Origin of the sequence: Lysobacter sp. BMK333-48F3, from assembly GCF_019733395.1 — a bacterium.
GTDB lineage: Bacteria > Pseudomonadota > Gammaproteobacteria > Xanthomonadales > Xanthomonadaceae > Lysobacter.
Genome location: NZ_JAIHOO010000001.1, coordinates 4,162,075 through 4,178,481 on the forward strand (window position 1 = coordinate 4,162,075; position 16,407 = coordinate 4,178,481).

Below are 16,407 nucleotides of genomic sequence, written 5' to 3' on the forward strand. Positions count from 1 at the left end.
GCCGATGTCGTATCCGGATCTGGCGATTCTCGCGCTGGCCCTGGGCGCGGCCTGGTTGGCGGCGCTGTCGTCGCGGCCGGGGCCGCGCGGTCTGGCCGCTGTGGCGGCGCTGTCGGGGCTGGGCATGGCGGTGCAGGCATGGCGGCTGGGGCCGTGTTGGCAGTACGCGCCGTTGTGCGCGCTGGTCCTGGCGCTGGCCGCGTTGGCCTGGCTGCGGCGGCGACCGTCGCCGCGGCATCGCGCCCTGGTCTGGACCGGACGCGGCGGGCTGCTGGCGCTCGCGGCGGCTGCGGCCTTGCCCTGGGCCTTGTTGCCGGTGCCGGAGCTGCCGCCGCCGCGCGGGCCGTATCCGGTCGGCAGCCGGGTCTTCCGCTGGGTCGATCCGCAGCGCCTCGAAGCGGCCACCGCCGATCCGCGCGATCGGCGCAATCTGGTCGTCCAGGCCTGGTACCCCGCCGCCGCCGGCGGCGCGGTGCCGCCGCCGTATCTGGATGGCCTCGGCCGCCTGCCGGAAACGGTTTCGTTCATTCCCTCGTTGGCGATGGCGCGCTACGGACGCATCGACACCCACGCCCGCGGGCAGGCGCCGCCGCTGGCCTCGACGCGGCCCTGGCCGGTGGTGCTGTTCTCGCCGGGCTACGGCGCCTCGCGCGGGTTCTACAGCGGTTTGCTCGCCGATCTGGCCAGCCGCGGTTTCGTCGTGCTGGCGCTGGATCATCCCTATGAAGTCTCGGTGACCCAACTCGCTGATGGACGCCTGGCGACGCCGATCGAACGCTTGCCGCCCGACGATCCCGGCCAACTGCACTACATGGCGATGCGCATGGAGGTGCGCGCCGAAGACTTGCGCGGGGTGCTCGACCGGGTCCAGCGCGGCGACGGTTTCGGCGCGCTGTCGGCGCGGATGGATCGCACTCGCGTCGCCGCGATCGGCCACTCCTTCGGCGGCGCCGCGGCGATCGCCGCGGCGATGGCCGACCCGCGCCTGCGCGCGGCGGCCAATCTGGACGGCACCTTGTACGGCCGCGCCTTGCGCCAACGCCTGGAAGTGCCGTTGCTGCTGCTGGAAAGCGACCGCCGCGAGACCGGCCACTCCGAACGCTATTTGCAGGGAACCGCGGCGCTGATCCGGCATCTCCGCGCCGGCGGCTACCGCTACCAGATTGCCGCGGCCAACCATTACAGCTTCACCGACGTGCCGCTGTTTCTGGCGCCGCCGGCGCGCTGGTTGCTGGGCCGCTTGGTCGGCGGCTCGCGCGGCGCGGCCGCGACCCAGGCGCTCAGCAACGACCTGCTGACCGCGTTCCTGCACGACGCCTGGCGCGATGCCCCCGGCGACGTCGCCGCGGCGGCCGCGCATCACTCCGGCCTGAGCGGGGGAGCGCTGTCGCCGGCCGCGGCGGCGGGAGCGAAATGAGCGCAGGCCTCGCGACGGCAACGGCCCCGGGACGGAGGTCGCCGGGGCCGTCGCGGGTGGCGCCTGGATCGGTGCGGCCGAGGCCGCGACCGGTCAGGACCGCAGGAAGGCCAGCAGGTCCTGGTTGAGCTTGTCCTTATGGGTGTCGGTCAGGCCGTGCGGAGCGCCCGGATAGATCACCAGCTTGTGGTTCCTGACCAGCTTGGCCGCGGCGTGGGCGGCGGCGTCGATCGGCACCACCTGGTCGTCGTCGCCGTGCAGGATCAGGGTCGGCACGTCGAACTTCTTCAGGTCTTCGCTGAAGTCGGTTTCCGAGAACGCGGCGATGCAGTCGTAGGTGTTCTTGTGCCCGGCCAGCATGCCCTGCATCCAGAACCAGTCGATCATGCCTTGCGACGGCGTCGCGCCGGGGCGGTTGAAGCCGAAGAACGGGCCGCTGGCGAGGTCCTGGTAGAGCTTGGAGCGGTCGGCGATCGAGCCGGCGCGCAGGCCGTCGAACACGTCCTTGGGCAGGCCGCCGGGGTTGGCTTCGGTCTTGAGCATCTGCGGCGGCACCGCCGAGATCAGCCCGGCCTTGGCGACCCGGCCGGTGCCGTGGCGGCCGATGTAGCGCGCGACTTCGCCGCCGCCGGTGGAGAAGCCGAACAGCGCGGCGCCCTTCAGATCCAGGTGTTCGATCAACTGGGCCAGATCGTCGGCGTAGTGATCCATGTCGTTGCCGTGCCAGGGCTGGCTGGAGCGGCCGTGGCCGCGGCGGTCGTGGGCGATGGTGCGGTAGCCGCGATCGGCCAGGAACAGCATCTGCGCTTCCCAACTGTCGGCGTTGAGCGGCCAGCCGTGGCTGAAGACGACCGGCTGGCCGTCCTGCGGGCCCCAGTCCTTGTAATAGATCTGCACGCCGTCTTGGGTGGTGAAGGTGCCCATGGTGTCGCTCCTGTTGCGTTGGGGGTAGGTAGGTCGAGTCAAGGCGAAGGCGAAGGCGAGTCGACGCCGCGCCCGCATCCGCCTTGCCCTTGCCGTTCCCCCCTTTGAAAAAGGGGGGTAGGGGGGATTTGCTGTTTGCTTCTATGCGCCAGCCCGCTCAATCGCGTGCCCGCAGTTGCCCCTCAGCGGGTCAACCGCTGCGCCGTCTCGGCGACCACGCGGCCCTGATAGCGCGCGCCTTCCAGTTCGTTCTCGCTGGGCTGGCGCGAACCGTCGCCGCCGGCGATGGTGGTCGAGCCGTAGGGCGATCCGCCGGTGACCTCGTCCAGGCGCATCTGCCCGGCATGGCCGTAGTCCAGGCCGACCACCACCATGCCGAAGTGCAGCAGGTTGGTGATGATCGAGAACAGGGTGGTTTCCTGGCCGCCGTGCTGGGTCGCGGTCGAGGTGAAGGCCGAGCCGACCTTGCCGTGCAACGCGCCGCGCGCCCACAGCCCGCCGGCCTGATCGAGGAAGTTGGCCATCTGCGAGGACATCCGGCCGAAGCGGGTGCCGGTGCCGATCACGATCGCGTCGTAGTCGGCCAGGTCTTCGACCTTGGCGATCGGCGCGGCCTGGTCGAGCTTGTAGTGCGAGCGGCGGGCGACTTCTTCCGGCACCAGCTCGGGCACGCGCTTGATGTCGACCTGGGCGCCGGCGCCGCGGGCGCCTTCGGCAACGGCTTGCGCCATGGTTTCGACGTGCCCGTAGGCGGAGTAGTACAGCACCAGAATCTTGGCCATGAATTGCTCTTGAAAGTAGGAATGCGTTGCCGGGAGTCGACAACGCCGGACACCTTGCCGGCGTTGGCTTGGAAAGCGTGAGTCGCGTCGTGTGTCTGCCTGCCGACTTGCGACGCCGGTCTCAGGGCGCGGTGTCGACCAACACGATTTCGGCGTCTTCCAGCGCGGTCACCCGCAGCTGCGCCTCGTTGCGGATCGCCGCACCGTCGCGGGCGTCGATGCGCAGGCCGTTGACTTCGACCGCGCCCTTGGCCGGCACCAGATAGCCGTAGCGGTCCGCGCCGAGCGCGTAGTCGGCCGACTCGCCGGCGGCGAGGGTCAGGCCGAGCACGCGCGCATCGGCGCGGATCGGCAGGGCGTCGTCGTCGCCGGCCTTGCCGCTGGCCAGGATCACGAAGCGGCCGGCGCGCTCGCCCTTGGGGAAGGGCTTGCTGCCCCAGGTCGGCGTGCCGCCGCGCTGGTCGGGAATGATCCAGATCTGGAAGATCCGGCTGGTGTCGGCTTCCAGGTTGTACTCGGCGTGCTGGATGCCGCTGCCCGCGCTCATCACCTGCACGTCGCCGGCCTCGGTGCGGCCGCGGTTGCCGAGGTTGTCCTGGTGGCTGATCGCGCCGTCGCGGACGTAGGTGATGATCTCCATGTCGGCATGCGAATGCGGCGGGAAGCCGGTATTGGCCTGGATCGCATCGTCGTTCCACACCCGCAGCGCGCCCCAGCCCATGCGCTCGGCGTCGTGGTAGTTGGCGAAGGAGAAATGGTGCTTGGCGTCGAGCCAGCCGTGGTTGGCGCCGCCGAGGCTGGCGTAGGGGCGATGCTGGATCATGTCGTGGCTCCCGAAGTCGTCGTTGCGTGGTCGATGGACGGCACGATAGACCTCGCCGACCGGCTTTAAAATGGAACCAATCGAATAGGATTCATTCCAAAAGCGTTATAGTCGCCAGGCCATGCAGAAACTCCCCGACCTCGAAGCCTGGGCGATCTTCGCCAAGGTCGCCGAAACCGGCTCCTTCGCCCGCACCGCGGCCGAGTTCGGCCTCGCCCAGGCGACCGTATCCAAGGCCATCGGCCGGCTGGAGGCGCGGCTCAAGACCGTGCTGTTCCATCGGACTTCGCGGCGCATGTCGCTGACCGAGAGCGGGCGCGGCGCGCTCGAGCGCGCCAGCCGGATCCTCGCCGAGGGCGAGGCGGTCGAGGCCGAGATCACCGCCCAGGCCAAGCACCCGCGCGGGGTGGTGCGGATCGCCGCGCCGATGTCGTTTGGCGTCGCCCACCTGTCGCCGGTGCTGCCGGAGTTCATGGCCAAGTACCCGGACATCGCCCTGGAGATCGCCTTCGACGATGGCGTCACCGACCTGGTCGGCGGCGGCTACGATCTGGCGCTGCGGATCTCGGCCCTGGCCGATTCCAGCCTGTTGGCGCGGCGCCTGTGCGGCGTGCGCGTCCTGCTGGTCGGCGCGCCGGCCTATTTCGAACGCCACGGCCGTCCGCGCCACCCGCGCGAACTGGCTGCGCATCACGGCCTGTCCTACACCTATTCGCGTTTCGGCAGCGCCTGGCGCTTCCAGCACAAGCGCCACGGCGACTTTTCCATCGCCGTGCCGTCGCCGTTGCGGGTCAACAACGCCGAAGCCTTGAATCCGGCCTTGATCGCCGGCCTCGGCCTGGCGCTGCAACCCGAGTTCCTGGTCTGGCGCGAATTGCGCAGCGGCAAGCTGGAAGCGGCGATGGCCGACTGGGCGCCGCCGCCGATCGCGTTGCACGTGGTCACGCCGCCCGGCCGGGTGCGGCCGGCGCGGGTGCAGTTGTTGATCGACTATCTGGTGCGCAAGTTCGAGAAGGCGCCTTGGGCGGAGCCCTAGATTCGCGGTTGGCGTCGCGGCGCCGGCGGTAGCCGGCAGCGGTCGTCGCCGCTCGCTATGGCAGTGTCCGATCGAGGGCAGATTTAGTGTTTTATTTCAAGTCTTTATAGGCGCTTCGTGACGCATCACCATAGCGCGCCGCGTAGCCCACCCGCCGCCATGAAGCACGCCGACGACCCCGGCACCCTGGAGCTGGATCTGCCCAAGAAACGCGGCCGGCCGACGCTGTACACCAGCGCGCTGACCCCGGCCGAGCGCGCCCGCCGCTATCGGCGGCGCAAGGCCGATCGTTTCGATGCGGCCTGGAGCGACCCGGCCGGTGCCGAGACCGGCATCCTGTGCCAGGCTCTGGCCTGGTTGGCGGCGAACCCGGATGCGGTCAGCGAACGCACCGCACAGCAACTGGGCTGGAAGATCGCCAAGGAGCTGGCGCGGCGCTTCCCGTCGCCGGCGAAGTAGGGCAGTCCGGCGCCGCGCGCCCTGCGCGCATCGGTCGCAACCCGCGCCGGCCGGCCCGGCGCAGACTGATGTCGGACGCCGCCGACGCCGCGCCCGACGCCACGCATGGGGCGTGGCCCGCCAGGAGCGAACATGCCGTTGCCCAGCCATACCGTCCACGCCGTGCCCTTGCCGCGCGAATGCAGCGTGGCCGACCGCTATCCGCATCCCGATCTGGCCGATGCTTATTCGATCGAACTGCCGCCTGGAGCCTCGCAAAATCCGGAGGAGCTGGCCCGTTTCGTATTCGCCCACGTGCCGGGCTGGTCGCGCGCCCTGATGGGTCTGCGCGACCTGCTGGTCGCCGGGCTCGGCCTCAAGACCGGAGCGCAACTGACCGCGACGACGCCCGCGCAGGCGGCGGAGCGGGTCGGCTTCTTCAGGATCTATACCCGCCGCGCCGACGAGATCGTGCTCGGCGAAGACGACAAGCACCTCGACTTCCGTCTGTCGATGCTGTGCTCGCCCTCGACGGCGACCCCGCGCGGACGGCGCCTGACCTTGTCGACGGTGGTGCATTGCCATAATCGGCTCGGCCGCGCCTACATCTTCGCGATCGCGCCGTTCCATCGCCGCATCGTCCGCGCCTGCCTGCGTCGTGCGGCACGGATCGGCTGGCCGGCGGCCGCAGCCGCTTGACCATGCGCTGAGCGGCGCAGTGCAGTTTGGGGCGGAGCGGCGAAACGCGCGCTTCGCGACCACCCACTCCAGCCGCGTCGATCCAGCAGACCGGCCCTTCCGGGGAGGGCTCTTGCCTCCCGGATGAGTTCGCCGTCACACCTTGGCGTCCAATCGGCGGATCGCCGACGATCGCGCCGGCAAGGGCCGGTCGGGTGAAGCCTCATAATGCGTATCGGACGCGGTGCGGGTTCGCACCGGTGCGCGTCGCCGGCCCGCATGCCGCGAGCGAAACCTCGCATTGACAGGCATGTAACCGGTTACATATGATGCTGAACGATAATTTCACGCTAGGGTGCAAGCCGTAATGACTGGCCGCGTTGATGTCGATGCGCTGCTCCAGCGCATGACGCTGGAGGAAAAAATCGGTCAGCTGTCGGTGCTCGCCGACTCGATCCGCCCCTTCGCGTTCGACGTCAATCCCGACTCGTTCCAATGGGGCCCGGAGCGCACCCGCGAGATGATCCGCGCCGGCCAGGTCGGCGCCTTGTTCAACGGCGTCGGCGCGGCCGAGGGGCGCGAACTGCAGCGCGTCGCGGTCGAAGAGAGCCGGCTCGGCATTCCCTTGCTGCTCGGCGCCGACGTTATCCACGGCATGCGCACCGTGTTTCCGATACCGCTCGGCGAGTCGGCCAGCTTCGAACCGGAACTGGCCGAGCGCACCGCCCGCGCGGCCGCGATCGAGGCCACCCGCGAGGGCCTGCACTGGACCTTCGCCCCGGTGGTCGACGTGGCCCGCGACCAGCGCTGGGGCCGGGTCGCCGAAACCAGTGGCGAAGACACTTATCTGTCGTGCGAGTTCGCCCGTGCGCGGGTGCGCGGCTTCCAGGGCGAGGACCTGACCGCCGACGACTCGCTGCTGGCCACGCTCAAGCACTTCGCCGCCTACGGCGCGGTGAGCGCGGGCCTGGACTACAACGCCGTCGACCTGTCGCCGCAGACGCTGCACGAAGTGCATCTGCCGCCGTTCAAGGCCGCAATCGAGGCCGGCGCGCTGACGGTCATGAGCTCGTTCAACGACATCAACGGCGTGCCCGCGACTGCCAACCGCGAGCTGCTGACCGGGGTGTTGCGCGAGCAGTGGGGCTTCGAAGGCTTCGTGGTCTCCGATTACACCTCCGACTTCGAACTGATCGCGCACGGCTATGCCGCCGACGAGCGCCAGGCCGCCGAGTTGAGCCTCAACGCCGGCCTGGACATGAGCATGCAGAGCGGCGTGTTCATGGATCACCTGCGCGAGTTGGTCGGGCAAGGCCGGGTCAGCGCGGCCGCGATCGACACCGCCGCCCGGCGGATCCTCACGGTCAAGGCGCGGATGGGGTTGTTCGAGAATCCGTACCGGTCCTTGAACGAACCGGCGCCGGGCCCGGCGCCGTACCTGGCCGCGCACGACGCCTTGGCCCGCGAAGCCGCGCGGCGTTCGGTGGTGATGCTGAAGAACCAGGGCGACCTGCTGCCGCTGCGCAAGTCCGGCCAGCGCATCGCCCTGATCGGCCCCTTCGCCCGCGACCGCGAAAATCTCGCCGGCTGCTGGAACATCTTCGGCGACGCCAGCCGCGAGATCGACCTGGAAACCGGCCTGCGCGCCGCGCTGGCCGACCCGCAATCGCTGCAGGTGGTCGAAGGCTGCGCCATCGAGGCCTCGATCGAAGGCGGCATCGAGGCGGCCGTGGCCGCGGCGCGCCAGGCCGAGGCGGTGCTGCTCGCGCTGGGGGAACCTTCGGTTTACTCCGGCGAGGCGCAGTCGCGCACCCAGATCGTGCTGCCGCCGGCCCAGCAGGCGCTGGCCGAGGCGGTGATCGCGACCGGCACGCCGGTGGCGGTGCTGCTGCGCAGCGGCCGCGCGCTGGCGCTGAGCCCGGCGCTGCAATCGGCCGATGCGATCCTCGCGACCTGGTTCCTCGGCACCCAGACCGGCCACGCCATCGCCGACCTGGTGTTCGGCGACCACAGCCCGTCGGCGCGCCTGCCGGTGAGCTTTCCGCGCGACGCCGGCCAGCAGCCGTACTACTACAACCATCCCTCGACCGGCCGGCCGTACACGCCGGACGGCCTGCAGGCGTTCCGCACCCGCTGGCGCGAAGTCGATCATTCCGCGCTGTATCCGTTCGGTCACGGCCTGACCTATACCCGTTTCGAATACGGACCGGTCGAGCTCGACCCGGCCGGCCTGGCCTGGGACGGGCGATTGACGGTTCGGGCGCGGATCGCCAATGCCGGCACCCGCAGCGGCGAGGAAGTGGTGCAGTTGTACGTCCGCGACCGCGTCGCCAGCCGGGTGCGGCCGATCCGCGAGCTCAAGCGCTTCCATAAGATCGCCCTGGCCCCGGGCGAAGCGCGCACGGTCGAGTTCACCCTCGAGCGTAGCGATCTGGAATTCCGCGGCGTCGACAACCGCCTGCTCGCCGAGCCGGGCGCGTTCGACCTGTGGGTGGCGCCGTCGGCGACCGCCGGCGTGGCCGTGTCTTTCCAACTCCATCCGGCCTGAGTCGCGCTGCCGCGGCGGGGAGGGCGCATGAAACTATTGCTGCTGGGCGCCACCGGGCTGGTCGGGCGCGAAGTCCTGCAACTCGCCCTGGCCGAGCCGGCGGTGAGCGCGGTCGTCGCGCCGGGCCGCCGTGCGCCGGCGCCGCACCCCAAGCTGCAGGCGCCGCTGATCGACTGGGACGCCTTGCCCGAGCAGGCCGATTGGTGGCGCGCGGATGCGGTGATCTGCGCCCTGGGTACGACCATGCGCGTAGCCGGTTCGCAGGCCGCGTTCCGTCGCGTCGACCTCGATTATCCCTTGGCCGCCGCGCGCCTGGCCCGGCGCCACGGCGCCCGCGCCTACGCGCTCAATTCCGCGCTCGGCGCCGATCCGCAATCGCGGATCTTCTACAACCGGGTCAAGGGCGAACTGGAACAGGCACTGCAGGCGCAGGGCTACGCATCGCTGACCCTGGTCCGCCCCGGCCTGATCGGCGGACAGCGCGAGCAATTCCGCGCCGGCGAACGCGCCGCGACCTGGGCGCTGCGCCTGGCCGGCCCGCTGTTGCCGCTGCGCTGGCGGATCAACCCGGCGCGCAACATCGCCCGCGCCTTGCTCGACGCCGCGCTGCGCGCCGAACCGGGCGTGCGCATCATCGAGTCTGATCGCCTGGCGTGATCGCGGTCGGATGCGCCGCGTCCGACCGCGCTCGGACAAGCGCAATGGCTTCGTCATAGTTTTCGTGACCGCGGATGTAGATCCCACGGGTCAGCATCGCTGACGCCAGGTCGTACAGCCGCGCTGACGCCGCGTGCGCAACCCGCACGAATCGAATGGAATTCGCGCGCCCGTCAGCGCCGCGAACCCTCGCGGGCGATGTTGCGGGATTGAAGCCGATACAGCGCGATGGAAGCTATCGCCCGACGGACGGGCCGGTCCGATCGGGCGATCCGGGAAGGGAAGGGCATCGTGCGGGCCGCCATGGCTGGCCGGCCGTATCCGCGCGCCTCCCCGCAACCGGACTCACGCCGGCAGGGGCCCGCCGACGTTTGGCGCCGGGCGGCTTGGCCCGCTTCGGTTTCGCGACCCATAGCAACCGACGAGGTGGAAGATGAAGACCGCAGCGCAATACCTGACCTGCGCGACGATCGCGCTGGCTTCCTGTGCCGCATCGGCCGCAGAACCGGCGCGCAGCATCGGCAACGTCGCGGACCCGGACAGTATCGGTGGCGGCGGGCGCAACATCATGCGCACCGCCGAGGGCGCCTTGGTCAGCTCCTTCACCGGCTCGTCGCAAGGCAAGACTCAGTTGTATTTCTCCAGCTCGAATGACGGCGGCAAGACCTGGTATACGGTCAAGCCGATCGATGTCGGCCGCTCCAGCGACGTGCTGTATCCCTCGATCGACTCCAACTTCGTCGGCGCCTATCTGGGCTATGTGGACGAGAGCGACGGCCGCCGCACCGGGCGCGTGCTGTATTCGCGCAATCCGCTGGCCAAGGACAAGCAATTCGTCGCCTCCGAGGCGCTGACTCCCGCGCTGGCCGGAATCGAAGGCAGCTTCATCGCCGCCTCGCGCACCGGCTGGGGCAACAAGCCCAACCGGGTGCCGAACACGGTGGCCTACGGTTGGTCCGATCGGGCCAAGGGCGATCTCTACGTGGGCGTTTCGCCGGACGGCGTGAGTTTCCCCAAGGCCGCGGTGGCGTACTCCAGCCCGCACGTGAAAAGCGCGCCGGCGGTGACCGTGCACGGCGATTACGTGTTCCTGACCTTCCTGACCGACGACCCCGCGCTGTCGCCCGGCGATCTCAACGGCAGCGTCAAAGGCAAGCTGTATCCGGCCTGGATCGAATCGCGCGACCAGGGCCGCAGTTGGTCCAAGCCGGTGCCGATGTTCGGCCGCTCGGTGAAGGACTTTCCCAAGCTCAGCGCGGCGCAGGCCCGCGCCGACGGCTTGACCGTCAAGGGGTCGGTCTATGCGGCCGGCGGCAGCGGCGGATGGCTGACCCAGAATCTGGTGTGGATGACCACCACCGGCGGCGAGGAGATCATTTTCTCGATGAACTCGATGTCGCCGGTGGCGGCCACGGAAGCGCTCGAATCGGCCTCGATCGAAGACCCGCAGAACCTGATCGGCGTGGTCAGCTTCCGCAAGATGAAGCCCGGTTCGGAGTGGACGCATGTGCCGGCCAATCTGGATCTGTTCAGCTCGCCGGAAGGCCGCAACCAGCTCGACCGTCGCCTGAGTCCGTTCGGAATCCGCCTGGCCGACGCCAGCGGTCGCGGCGGCCAGCACCAGTACAGCGCCCTGGTCGACACGCCGATCCGCGCCACGACCTATGTCGAACGCGGCTCGGACGATCCGGCCAGCGATATCTCGATCGTGGTGGTGTCTTCCGTCGATACCGGCAAATCGTTCGACCATTTCGTCAAGTTCGACGAGCCGGCGCTGCGCAGCCTGGGTTTGCCCGACCTCGGCGACGAGGTCCGGATCGACGTCAGCCAGTGCCTGTTCGAAGACCGCGACGGCCAGGTCTATGTCGACGTGCTGGTCCACGACGTCGGACGCAGCAACGACATCCGTTACCTCAAGCTGCCGTTGGGCGTGAATGCGCAGCCGCTGCGCGCCAAGGAGCAGCGCGCTCTGGCCGCCGCGGCGACTGCGGCCGCCGCGCCGCGTTGATCGACACCGTTCCGCGGCGGCGATGTCCGGTTCGGACGTCGCCGCCGGCGGGCGGCCCGGCACCGCGGAGGCGGCGCATGGCGAAGCAGCGCAATGCAATGGCCGCCGTGGCGGCGACCGTCTTGCTGTCGGCCGCCGCGGCGACGCTGCCGATCGCGGCGACGGAAGATCCGGTTCCGGTTTGGGCGGCGGTCGAAGCCCTCGGCGGCGAGGCGACGGTGCTGAGCTTCGCCGGCGCGGCCTTCTCCACCACCTTGTCCGGCTTGTCGGGCGAAGAGCGGGAACGCGCCGGGCAGGGCAGCGCCTTGTTCTCGCGCCGTTGGAGCGAAGGCGCGCCGGCCGTTCTCGGGCCGCGATTCGTCGCCGAGGGCTGCGAGGCCTGTCATCGCCGCGACGGCAAGGGCGCGGCGCCGCGCGAAGCCGGTGCGGCCGGCGGCCTGGGCGGAGCGATCGTGTTCCTGGTCAGCGATGTCCTGGCCGGCGATGCCGGCTTCGACCGCGTGCGCCCGTTCGCGGTGCCCGGGGTCGCGCCCGACCCGGCGGTCGGGCTGCATTGGCGGACGGTGGCATCGCGGGCCGCCGGTGCGGCCGGAGCGAGCTTGCGCCGGCCGGTGGTGCGACTGGCCCGGCTACCGACATCGGCAGGCGCGCCGGCGGCGACGCCTTCGTTGCGCGCCGCGCCGGCGATGTTCGGCCTGGGCCTGCTCGAAGCGATCGCGGACGCCGACATCGTCGATGGCGCGCGGGCCTGCCGCGATTGTCGGTTGGGCGTCCGCGGCCGCATCGCGCTGGTGCGGGACCCCGCCAGCGGCAAGGCGACGGTGGGCCGTTTCGGCTGGAAGGGCAGCCATGCCACGATCGCCGCGGTCAGCGCCGAGGCCTTGCAACGCGACCTGGGAATCGAGCCGCCCGGTCGCGCCGACAGCGAGATAACGCAGGCCGAGCTCGATCGGCTGGTGTTCTATCTGCAGACCCTCGGCGTGCCGGCGCGACGGCCCGGCAGCGCGGCCCGGCGCGGGGCCAGCGTGTTCCGCGCCAGTCATTGCGATGCCTGCCACCGGCCGCAATGGACCACCGGTTCCGAGCACCCGGTGGCGGCGCTGCGCAACCAGACCATCTATCCGTTCACCGACCTGCTGCTGCACGACATGGGGCCGGATCTGGCCGCGCCGCACCCGGCCGGCGCCGCCGGGGCGCGCGAGTGGCGCACCGCGCCATTGTGGGGGCTGGGCCTCAACCGCGATGTCAGCGGGCGCGAGGACTACCTGCACGACGGCCGCGCCGGGTCGATCGAAGAAGCGATCCTGTGGCATGGCGGTGAAGCCCGGATCAGCCGCGACGCCTATCTGCGCCTGGACCCGGCCGGGCGGCGCGATCTGCTGGCGTTCCTGCGCTCGCTATGAACGCCCGGTCGGCTCAGATCAGGTCAGGTTAGATCCAGCCCTGGTCGGCCAGTTCGCGCTTGATGTAGGCGTAGTAGATCGGCGCCACGATCACCCCGGGAATGTGGAAGGCCGCTTCCATCACCAGCATCGCCAGCAGCAGCTCCCAGGCGCGGGCCTGGATCTCGCCGCCGACGATGCGCGCGTTGAGGAAGTACTCGAGCTTGTGGATCAGCACCAGGTAGGCCAGCGCGGCGATCGCGGCATACAGCGAAATCGACAGCGCGGCGACGGTGATCAGGGTGTTGGAGACCAGGTTGCCGAGCACCGGCAGCAGGCCCAGGACGAAGGTGATCGCGACCAGGGTCTTGGCCAGCGGCAGGTGCACCCCGAACAGCGGCAGCACCACCAGCAGGAAGGCGCCGGTGAAGGCGGTGTTGAGCAGGGAAATCTTGAACTGGGCGAACACCACGCGCTTGAACGCGGCCGAGAAACGCGAGCTGCGGCCGAGCAGTTCGCGCCCCAGCGGCCCCAGCCGCGGCAGTTGCAGTTCGTCGTACAGCGCGATCATCGCGCCCAGCACCATGCCGACCAGCAGCCGCGCCGCGACCTGCGCCGCTTCGGCACCGGCCAGGCTCAGCTCGCCGCGATGCGCCTCCAGCCAGTCCTTGACCGCGGTGCGCAGCTCGGACAGGTCGGCGGGCAAGTAGGGCTGGGCCCAGGGCGGGATCTGCCCGCGCGAGGCGTCGATGATCTCCATCATCCGCGCCAGCAGAGCCTGCTCGCCGCCGGTGTCGGCGCGGAAGAACGCCGCCAGGCCGAGCACGGCCAGGATCAGCGCGCCGACCACCACCGCCGCCAGCAAGGCCACCGCGATCACCCGGGCGCGATGGCCGCGGACCATCCGCTCGACCAGCGGCGCGGTGGCGTGAATCAGTTGGAACACCAGCAGGCCGGCCAGCAAGGCGCCGACCAGGCCGAGCTTCAACACCAGAACCATCGCCAGCAGGGTCAGCAGCCAGGAGGCGATGCGCGCCGGCGGCGCGCATCGCCTCCTGGCTGCTGACCCTGCTGGCGATGGTTCTGGTGTTGAAGCTCGGCCTGGTCGGCGCCTTGCTGGCCGGCCTGCTGGTGTTCCAACTGATTCACGCCACCGCGCCGCTGGTCGAGCGGATGGTCCGCGGCCATCGCGGTACCGAGCTCGGCATCGCTCCACGGCAGCGGAATGTCGAGAAAGGCCGCGCCCGCGCGCAGCCGGGCCAGATGCCGCTGCAGATGCCGGGCCTCGCCGCCGGACCAGCGCAGGGTCTCGAACAGGCCGTCGCCCAGGGTGAAGCCGCGGTCGCCGGGCTCGATCGCCGCGCCTTGCCGCATCGCTCCGTTGCACCACACCCGCATCGCACGCCTCCCGCCTGGGTAAGGGACTGTACCGCAAGCCGCCGCGCGGCCGGACGCCGGCGGCGGCGCCGGGCAGGGCGTCGCGCCTGGCGCTCAGTTTCCCCGCAATCGCTCCGGCTGGGAATGGTGTCGACGGCGCTCGAGCCTGCTGCGGTGCCGCTGCCATGCCGGTTCGGCGGCCGCCGCCGGCGTCCGGCCGCGCGGCGGCTTGCGGTACAGTCCCTTACCCAGGCGGGAGGCGTGCGATGCGGGTGTGGTGCAACGGAGCGATGCGGCAAGGCGCGGCGATCGAGCCCGGCGACCGCGGCTTCACCCTGGGCGACGGCCTGTTCGAGACCCTGCGCTGGTCCGGCGGCGAGGCCCGGCATCTGCAGCGGCATCTGGCCCGGCTGCGCGCGGGCGCGGCCTTTCTCGACATTCCGCTGCCGTGGAGCGATGCCGAGCTCGGTACCGCGATGGCCGCGGTGGTGCACGAAGCCGGGCTGGACCAGGCCGCGATCCGACTGAGCCTGAGCCGCGGGCCCTCGTCGCGCGGCGTGCTGCCGCCCAGCGATCCGCGACCGACGACGATCGTCTCCGCCGGTCCGCTGCCGCCGGCCGGCGACGTTTCCGCGGTCGTCGCCCGCTCGACCCGGCGCAACGAGCATTCGCCCCTGTCGCGGATCAAATCGCTCAGCTATCTCGACAACGTGCTCGCCGCCCGCGAAGCCGCGCAACGCGGCGCCGACCAGGCGCTGCTGCTTAACACCGCCGGCCGCCTGGCCGAAGCGGCGGTCGCCAACCTGTTCCTGGTCCGCGCCGGCGAACTGATCACGCCGCCGATCGTCGACGGCGCCCTGCCGGGGATCGCGCGCCAGTTGCTGATCGAACGCTGCGGCGCGGTCGAGCGTCCGGTCGAGGTCGAGACCCTGCTGTCGGCCGAATCGGCATTCCTCAGCAACAGCCTCGGCCTGCGCGGCTTGACCCGGATCGACGAGCGGACGATGAGCGTCGATGCACAGCGACTGAGCGCGCTCGCGACCCAGATAGAACACTAGCGAGCCTCGTCGGCGTCGCCTGGGGCGGCGACAGCCGATTCGGACGGTCCGGCGCCTGCGCAGGCCGCCAGCCGGTGCGCGAGGTAGCGCCGGTACAGCGTCGTGTGCAGATTGTGCAAACCCAGTTCGATCCGGAACGGCGTGCGCGGGTTGCGGTCGAGCAGGCGGACGATGTGGTAGCCGACCGGCTTGACCCCCTGACGGTGCACGTAGATCTCGAAGCCGCGGTAGAACGGGTCGTCGAGTTCGGCATCGAGCTGCGCCAGCGCCGCTCGCGCATCGGCGGGCAATTGCGCGCGCAGGACCGGGTCGCGCCGGTACAGCAGGCGTTCGTAGTAGCGATGCAGCGGACGCGGATGCAGGCTACGCGCCAGCGACCAGATCTGGCGGTTGCGGCGGTTGTAGTGCTCGAACCCGCGCTGGCGGCGCAGCGCGTTCGCCGCGGCTTCGCTGACGTCGTAGACCACGAAGTTCTCGGCCTGGTTGTTGAGGTCGTCCAGCGCGCTGCGTTCGAACACGTGGTAGATGAAGCCCGGCAGGCCCATGAACGCCTGGCGTCCGCTGCGCGAGGCGAGGGCGGCGTCGCCGTCGCGGCTGAACTCGCCCGCCGAACTGCCGAGCAGGATGCTGCGGCTGCGCCGGATGCGGTTGAAGCTGCCGATGACGATTTCGTCGGCAGCGAATTCGCGGTCGAATCCCTCGCGCCCGTAAAGCTCGGCCTGGGTCGCGTACTGGGCGATCTGCCGGCCCAGGCCGCATTCGCCGCGCACCTGGCCGCGGTAGAACGCGTCGATGGCGCGCGAATTCGCGCCGCTGGGGCGATAGCCGCGACCGAACCAGGCGATCGGGCGCCATCCGTCGTGTCGCGCGCCGGTCGGGCCGAAGCCCACCCAGCCCAGTTGCACGGCGGTGAAGCGGAAGCCGCGATTGGCCGTCAAACGGTCGACGGCGCGGCGGGTGGCGACGCCCAGTTGGTAGCCGTAGGCGCAGACCGTGGCGGGGTGGCGCAGCAGCGCATCCAACTGCCGCTCGCGTTCGGCCGGGCCGATCCGGTTCGGCCATCGCACCAATAGGTCGCCCTGCGCCTGCGCCTGGGCCAGATCGGCCCGATCGCAGGGCGTGCCCGCCTGCACCGCGGTTTCGGCGTCGGCGGTGGGCTCGAAGCGCCAGCCCAGGTCTTGCAGCAGGGCGCGCTTGCAGGTCGCCGACGCGGGATCCGCGGCGAATGCGTCCGCCATCGCGAACGCCGCAAGCAGGAGCAACGCAGCGGCAGCGCAAC

General features: G+C 70.5%; 15 protein-coding genes. 9 read left to right on the forward strand and 6 right to left on the reverse strand.

Annotation, left to right across the window (positions count from 1 at the left end; translation table 11 throughout):
* Nucleotides 1-4: 4 nt before the first annotated feature.
* Complete coding sequence (locus tag K4L06_RS17935) at nucleotides 5-1,417, forward strand: hypothetical protein (RefSeq protein ID WP_221672689.1); 1,413 nt, start codon at nucleotides 5-7, stop codon at nucleotides 1,415-1,417.
* A 93-nt stretch (nucleotides 1,418-1,510) separates the two neighbouring features.
* Here K4L06_RS17935 and K4L06_RS17940 read toward each other — a convergent pair whose 3' ends face one another.
* The 3 genes from K4L06_RS17940 to K4L06_RS17950 all read right to left on the reverse strand — a co-directional run bounded on the left by K4L06_RS17940 (nucleotide 1,511) and on the right by K4L06_RS17950 (nucleotide 3,946).
* Complete coding sequence (locus K4L06_RS17940; RefSeq protein WP_221672690.1) at nucleotides 1,511-2,341, reverse strand: alpha/beta hydrolase; 831 nt, start codon at nucleotides 2,339-2,341, stop codon at nucleotides 1,511-1,513.
* A 182-nt stretch (nucleotides 2,342-2,523) separates the two neighbouring features.
* On the reverse strand, nucleotides 2,524-3,123 hold the full coding sequence (wrbA, locus tag K4L06_RS17945; RefSeq protein ID WP_221672691.1) for an NAD(P)H:quinone oxidoreductase: 600 nt from the start codon (nucleotides 3,121-3,123) through the stop codon (nucleotides 2,524-2,526).
* A gap of 121 nt (nucleotides 3,124-3,244) precedes the next feature.
* The gene (locus K4L06_RS17950) at nucleotides 3,245-3,946 is read right to left on the reverse strand and encodes a pirin family protein (RefSeq protein ID WP_221672692.1); all 702 of its coding nucleotides are present in this window, start codon (nucleotides 3,944-3,946) and stop codon (nucleotides 3,245-3,247) included.
* 121 nt (nucleotides 3,947-4,067) lie between these two features.
* Between K4L06_RS17950 and K4L06_RS17955 the strand changes: the two genes are divergently transcribed.
* The 7 genes from K4L06_RS17955 to K4L06_RS17985 all read left to right on the forward strand — a co-directional run bounded on the left by K4L06_RS17955 (nucleotide 4,068) and on the right by K4L06_RS17985 (nucleotide 12,714).
* Nucleotides 4,068-4,982 (forward strand): LysR family transcriptional regulator, encoded by a 915-nt coding sequence (locus tag K4L06_RS17955; RefSeq protein ID WP_221672693.1) that lies wholly within the window; start codon nucleotides 4,068-4,070, stop codon nucleotides 4,980-4,982.
* Between the two features lie 159 nt (nucleotides 4,983-5,141).
* Nucleotides 5,142-5,441 (forward strand): hypothetical protein, encoded by a 300-nt coding sequence (locus tag K4L06_RS17960; RefSeq protein WP_221672694.1) that lies wholly within the window; start codon nucleotides 5,142-5,144, stop codon nucleotides 5,439-5,441.
* A gap of 132 nt (nucleotides 5,442-5,573) precedes the next feature.
* Nucleotides 5,574-6,119: a DUF2867 domain-containing protein gene (locus tag K4L06_RS17965; protein WP_221672695.1), complete on the forward strand. Its 546-nt coding sequence runs from the start codon at nucleotides 5,574-5,576 to the stop codon at nucleotides 6,117-6,119.
* A 346-nt stretch (nucleotides 6,120-6,465) separates the two neighbouring features.
* A complete protein-coding gene (bglX, locus tag K4L06_RS17970; protein ID WP_221672696.1) occupies nucleotides 6,466-8,646 on the forward strand; it encodes a beta-glucosidase BglX in 2,181 nt (726 codons plus the stop codon).
* A 27-nt stretch (nucleotides 8,647-8,673) separates the two neighbouring features.
* The gene (locus tag K4L06_RS17975) at nucleotides 8,674-9,303 is read left to right on the forward strand and encodes an NAD-dependent dehydratase (RefSeq protein WP_221672697.1); all 630 of its coding nucleotides are present in this window, start codon (nucleotides 8,674-8,676) and stop codon (nucleotides 9,301-9,303) included.
* A gap of 433 nt (nucleotides 9,304-9,736) precedes the next feature.
* Nucleotides 9,737-11,311, forward strand: coding sequence for a hypothetical protein (locus K4L06_RS17980; protein ID WP_221672698.1), 1,575 nt, complete (start codon nucleotides 9,737-9,739; stop codon nucleotides 11,309-11,311).
* A gap of 77 nt (nucleotides 11,312-11,388) precedes the next feature.
* On the forward strand, nucleotides 11,389-12,714 hold the full coding sequence (locus tag K4L06_RS17985) for a di-heme oxidoredictase family protein (RefSeq protein WP_221672699.1): 1,326 nt from the start codon (nucleotides 11,389-11,391) through the stop codon (nucleotides 12,712-12,714).
* Nucleotides 12,715-12,742: 28 nt separating this feature from the next.
* Here the strand turns inward: K4L06_RS17985 and K4L06_RS17990 are convergent, their stop codons facing one another.
* Together K4L06_RS17990 and K4L06_RS17995 are read right to left on the reverse strand one after the other, a co-directional pair.
* Complete coding sequence (locus tag K4L06_RS17990) at nucleotides 12,743-13,693, reverse strand: hypothetical protein (protein ID WP_255595212.1); 951 nt, start codon at nucleotides 13,691-13,693, stop codon at nucleotides 12,743-12,745.
* An 11-nt stretch (nucleotides 13,694-13,704) separates the two neighbouring features.
* Nucleotides 13,705-14,091 (reverse strand): aminotransferase class IV, encoded by a 387-nt coding sequence (locus tag K4L06_RS17995; RefSeq protein ID WP_221672700.1) that lies wholly within the window; start codon nucleotides 14,089-14,091, stop codon nucleotides 13,705-13,707.
* A gap of 245 nt (nucleotides 14,092-14,336) precedes the next feature.
* Between K4L06_RS17995 and K4L06_RS18000 the strand changes: the two genes are divergently transcribed.
* A complete protein-coding gene (locus K4L06_RS18000) occupies nucleotides 14,337-15,128 on the forward strand; it encodes an aminotransferase class IV (protein WP_221672701.1) in 792 nt (263 codons plus the stop codon).
* Here the strand turns inward: K4L06_RS18000 and K4L06_RS18005 are convergent.
* Complete coding sequence (locus K4L06_RS18005; protein ID WP_255595214.1) at nucleotides 15,125-16,366, reverse strand: hypothetical protein; 1,242 nt, start codon at nucleotides 16,364-16,366, stop codon at nucleotides 15,125-15,127. The genes K4L06_RS18000 and K4L06_RS18005 overlap by 4 nt on opposite strands.
* Nucleotides 16,367-16,407 lie beyond the last annotated feature (41 nt).

Excerpts from the sequence above, each read along its gene's own strand:
- K4L06_RS17935 (WP_221672689.1), top strand. The coding sequence starts at position 5 with ATGTCGTATCCGGATCTGGCGATTCTCGCGCTGGCCCTGGGCGCGGCC.
- K4L06_RS17940 (WP_221672690.1), bottom strand. The coding sequence starts at position 2,341 with ATGGGCACCTTCACCACCCAAGACGGCGTGCAGATCTATTACAAGGAC.
- wrbA (WP_221672691.1), bottom strand. The coding sequence starts at position 3,123 with ATGGCCAAGATTCTGGTGCTGTACTACTCCGCCTACGGGCACGTCGAA.
- K4L06_RS17950 (WP_221672692.1), bottom strand. The coding sequence starts at position 3,946 with ATGATCCAGCATCGCCCCTACGCCAGCCTCGGCGGCGCCAACCACGGC.
- K4L06_RS17955 (WP_221672693.1), top strand. The coding sequence starts at position 4,068 with ATGCAGAAACTCCCCGACCTCGAAGCCTGGGCGATCTTCGCCAAGGTC.
- K4L06_RS17960 (WP_221672694.1), top strand. The coding sequence starts at position 5,142 with ATGAAGCACGCCGACGACCCCGGCACCCTGGAGCTGGATCTGCCCAAG.
- K4L06_RS17965 (WP_221672695.1), top strand. The coding sequence starts at position 5,574 with ATGCCGTTGCCCAGCCATACCGTCCACGCCGTGCCCTTGCCGCGCGAA.
- bglX (WP_221672696.1), top strand. The coding sequence starts at position 6,466 with ATGACTGGCCGCGTTGATGTCGATGCGCTGCTCCAGCGCATGACGCTG.
- K4L06_RS17975 (WP_221672697.1), top strand. The coding sequence starts at position 8,674 with ATGAAACTATTGCTGCTGGGCGCCACCGGGCTGGTCGGGCGCGAAGTC.
- K4L06_RS17980 (WP_221672698.1), top strand. The coding sequence starts at position 9,737 with ATGAAGACCGCAGCGCAATACCTGACCTGCGCGACGATCGCGCTGGCT.
- K4L06_RS17985 (WP_221672699.1), top strand. The coding sequence starts at position 11,389 with ATGGCGAAGCAGCGCAATGCAATGGCCGCCGTGGCGGCGACCGTCTTG.
- K4L06_RS17990 (WP_255595212.1), bottom strand. The coding sequence starts at position 13,693 with ATGGTTCTGGTGTTGAAGCTCGGCCTGGTCGGCGCCTTGCTGGCCGGC.
- K4L06_RS17995 (WP_221672700.1), bottom strand. The coding sequence starts at position 14,091 with ATGCGGGTGTGGTGCAACGGAGCGATGCGGCAAGGCGCGGCGATCGAG.
- K4L06_RS18000 (WP_221672701.1), top strand. The coding sequence starts at position 14,337 with ATGCGGGTGTGGTGCAACGGAGCGATGCGGCAAGGCGCGGCGATCGAG.
- K4L06_RS18005 (WP_255595214.1), bottom strand. The coding sequence starts at position 16,366 with ATGGCGGACGCATTCGCCGCGGATCCCGCGTCGGCGACCTGCAAGCGC.